The 2,528-nt window shown below is 48.9% G+C and carries 3 protein-coding genes; all 3 read right to left on the reverse strand.

The features are described from left to right. Positions 1–35: 35 nt before the first annotated feature. On the reverse strand, positions 36–167 hold the full coding sequence (locus STRDD11_RS05215) for a ComC/BlpC family leader-containing pheromone/bacteriocin (RefSeq protein ID WP_128836030.1): 132 nt from the start codon (positions 165–167) through the stop codon (positions 36–38). Between the two features lie 96 nt (positions 168–263). Next, positions 264–1,625, reverse strand: a complete 1,362-nt coding sequence (locus STRDD11_RS05220; protein WP_128836032.1) for a bacteriocin secretion accessory protein — start codon at positions 1,623–1,625, stop codon at positions 264–266. Between the two features lie 173 nt (positions 1,626–1,798). After that, positions 1,799–2,528: ATP-binding cassette domain-containing protein (locus STRDD11_RS14205; protein WP_241209319.1), on the reverse strand; the 730-nt coding region annotated here is incomplete at its 5' end.

Below are 2,528 nucleotides of genomic sequence, written 5' to 3' on the forward strand. Positions count from 1 at the left end.
CTTATTCTAAATAGAATAAATCAAAAAGATTTGATTCATCTCTTTAAAAAAGCAAGGTCAAACCATTCTGAAAGATGGCTGAGCCAGTTCTTTCCCCCTCCCTCTATCTTTTCCAGTTGCTCTGGCGACAGAGCGGCGAATTGTTCCAAAGACTTCTTTTTGTTCATGATATGAACCTCCTATATTTGATGTACTTAGTATAGCAAATAAATTGCAGTTTGTGGGGCAAAAATCCTAAATGGTAGCTATTTACTCCTAAACAGTCATTGACCCTGATTGACAAGTTTATCCTTGTAATAGTCAAAGAAGGTCTTTCGTGCGATGACGCTGGTTACTCGGCCTTGGAGTCCATAGCGGACCAGCTTGCTGTCCTGCTCTGACAATCTGGCCTTGGCTTCTATCTTAAAGAGGCTGCCTTCCTTGGTCTCTGTGGCCGAGCTGGCGATGCTGCTGATTTTCCCCGTGATGACCAGAGGCTGGTTGCCAATCTTTTCTAGGCTGAGGCGAACTGTCTGGCCTTTTTTGAGATTGGTCATATAGGCCGAGGAGACATAGTAGGTTATGAGAACATCCTGATTTTTCTGGATGCTAGGGTAGATCTGGGCGATTTCTGTCCCCTTGGGCAGCAGATTCTTACCCTTATAGGCTTCATTGAGGTGGATAACACCGCTCTCAGGGGCTGTCAGCTGGGTATCCTGCAGCTGGCTGTCCGTTTGCTTGAGCTGGTTTTCCAGATCGGTGATCTGGGTCTGCAGGGTGGTCAGCTGCTGGTCGGCATTTTGGAGAAATTGGCTCCGCAGGGCTTCGACCTTAGTCGCGGCACTGTTATCATAGGCGGCAGGACTGCCGGTACCGGCTTTTTGGATCTCCAGACTGGCGATAGAGGAGTCCAGATTGGAGATGCTGGAGGTGATTTGCGACAGGTACTGATTGGTCACATCGCTGTCTGGCTGCTCCTTGATCTGACTGAGGTAGCTGTTGAGCGTGTCCTTGTGGGGATTGTCGCTGGATAGGCTGCTGCTCCTGTTGGAAATGGCATTGTAAAGCTCTTTGTAGTCATCAATTTGCGAGCGTAGGGAGGCAATTTGACTGTCAATAGCTGCAATGGTGTTGTTAGCAATGGCTGCTTGGTTGCTGACTTCTGTATTGGTCCTAGAGACGCCCAGATTGATGTCATTAGCTTGATTGGCAAAGTTATTGTAGGTATTTCCGTAGCCAAATTCATCATTATCGCCAAAGAGATTGGTATTTTGCTGCAGGCTGGACTTGAGGGTTTCCAGACCGGTCTTTTGCCTCCGGTAGCTGTCCAGCTGGGTCTCAATGGCCTGCTTTTGGGAAGCTTCCAAGGTCTCAGCATAGCTGACCAGAAGGTCGCCTTTTTTGACAGTTTTATTTTCGGAGAGATGGTTGGACGTGACGGTATGGTCGCTGGTCGACTGGATAGAGGCGATAACCTTGGTAGGCGTAATCTGGCCGACAGAGGTCACAGTCACTTCCTTGCTGGCAATGAGGGAAAAAAGGACCAAAAAGAGAACCAGCAGGGCCAGCGGGATAGTCAGGACCGTCGCAAAATTATGATAGCGCCTTTGGTAAAATTCTGTACTTTTAAATAAATTGGGATTCATTATATAACCTCCTTATACTCAAAGAAAATCGACTTTTGACAAGGCAAACCGATGCAGATAGCTCCAACAATTCAGTGAATTGTTGGAGGTTGCAGATTAAACAAACGAAGTTTGTATCAACTATAGTTCATCAAAGAGGTTTAACACAGTCAAAATTTGATTTTCAAAGAGTATTACTTGTCAAACAAATGCTGGTAAAAACCACCCTTGACCATCAGGTCCTGATGGGAGCCGGTTTCAATGACCCTTCCGCGGTCCAGGACGATGACCTGGTCGGTCCGTTCGGAAATGCTGAGTCGGTGGGCGACAAAGATAATGGTCTTATCGGATAGGGCCATGAGATTGTCCACAACCTTTTTCTCCGTCAGAACATCCAGGCCGCTGGTGGCTTCGTCTAGGATTAGGACAGGGGCCTTGGTCAGGAGGGCGCGTGCCAGGGCAATCCGCTGTTTCTGGCCGCCGGACAGGCCAGCGCCATCTGACAGCTCGGTCTGGTAGCCCATGGGCATCTGCTCGATATCTCTGCGGATCTCGGCAATCTCGCAGGCCCGGATTAGGTCTTCCTGATTGATGTCACCCTTGCTGCCCAGGGTCAGATTTTCTAAGATGGAGCCGCTAAAGATATAGGGCTGCTGGGGCAGGTAGTTGATATACTGGCGCAGGACTTTCTTGTCCACGGTCTTGAGGTCATGGCCGTTGAGCCGAACTTCACCTTGATAGGGCTCGTAAAAATTGACAATGAGCTTAGCCAGAGTCGTCTTGCCAGAACCGCTGATGCCGACCAGACTGACCTTGCTGCCTTCTCGAATGGTCAGCTGGATGTCGGATAGGGTATCACGGCCAAAGCCGTACTTGTAGGACACATGGTCAAAGGTAATGTCGCCAGCCAAGGCTGCTGTATCT

The sequence above is a fragment of the Streptococcus sp. DD11 genome, from assembly GCF_001578865.1.
In the GTDB taxonomy this organism is placed as follows: domain Bacteria; phylum Bacillota; class Bacilli; order Lactobacillales; family Streptococcaceae; genus Streptococcus; species Streptococcus panodentis.

Bases quoted from the DNA above. Each gene is read 5' to 3' on its own strand.
- STRDD11_RS05215 (WP_128836030.1), bottom strand. From the start codon at position 167: ATGAACAAAAAGAAGTCTTTGGAACAATTCGCCGCTCTGTCGCCAGAG.
- STRDD11_RS05220 (WP_128836032.1), bottom strand. From the start codon at position 1,625: ATGAATCCCAATTTATTTAAAAGTACAGAATTTTACCAAAGGCGCTAT.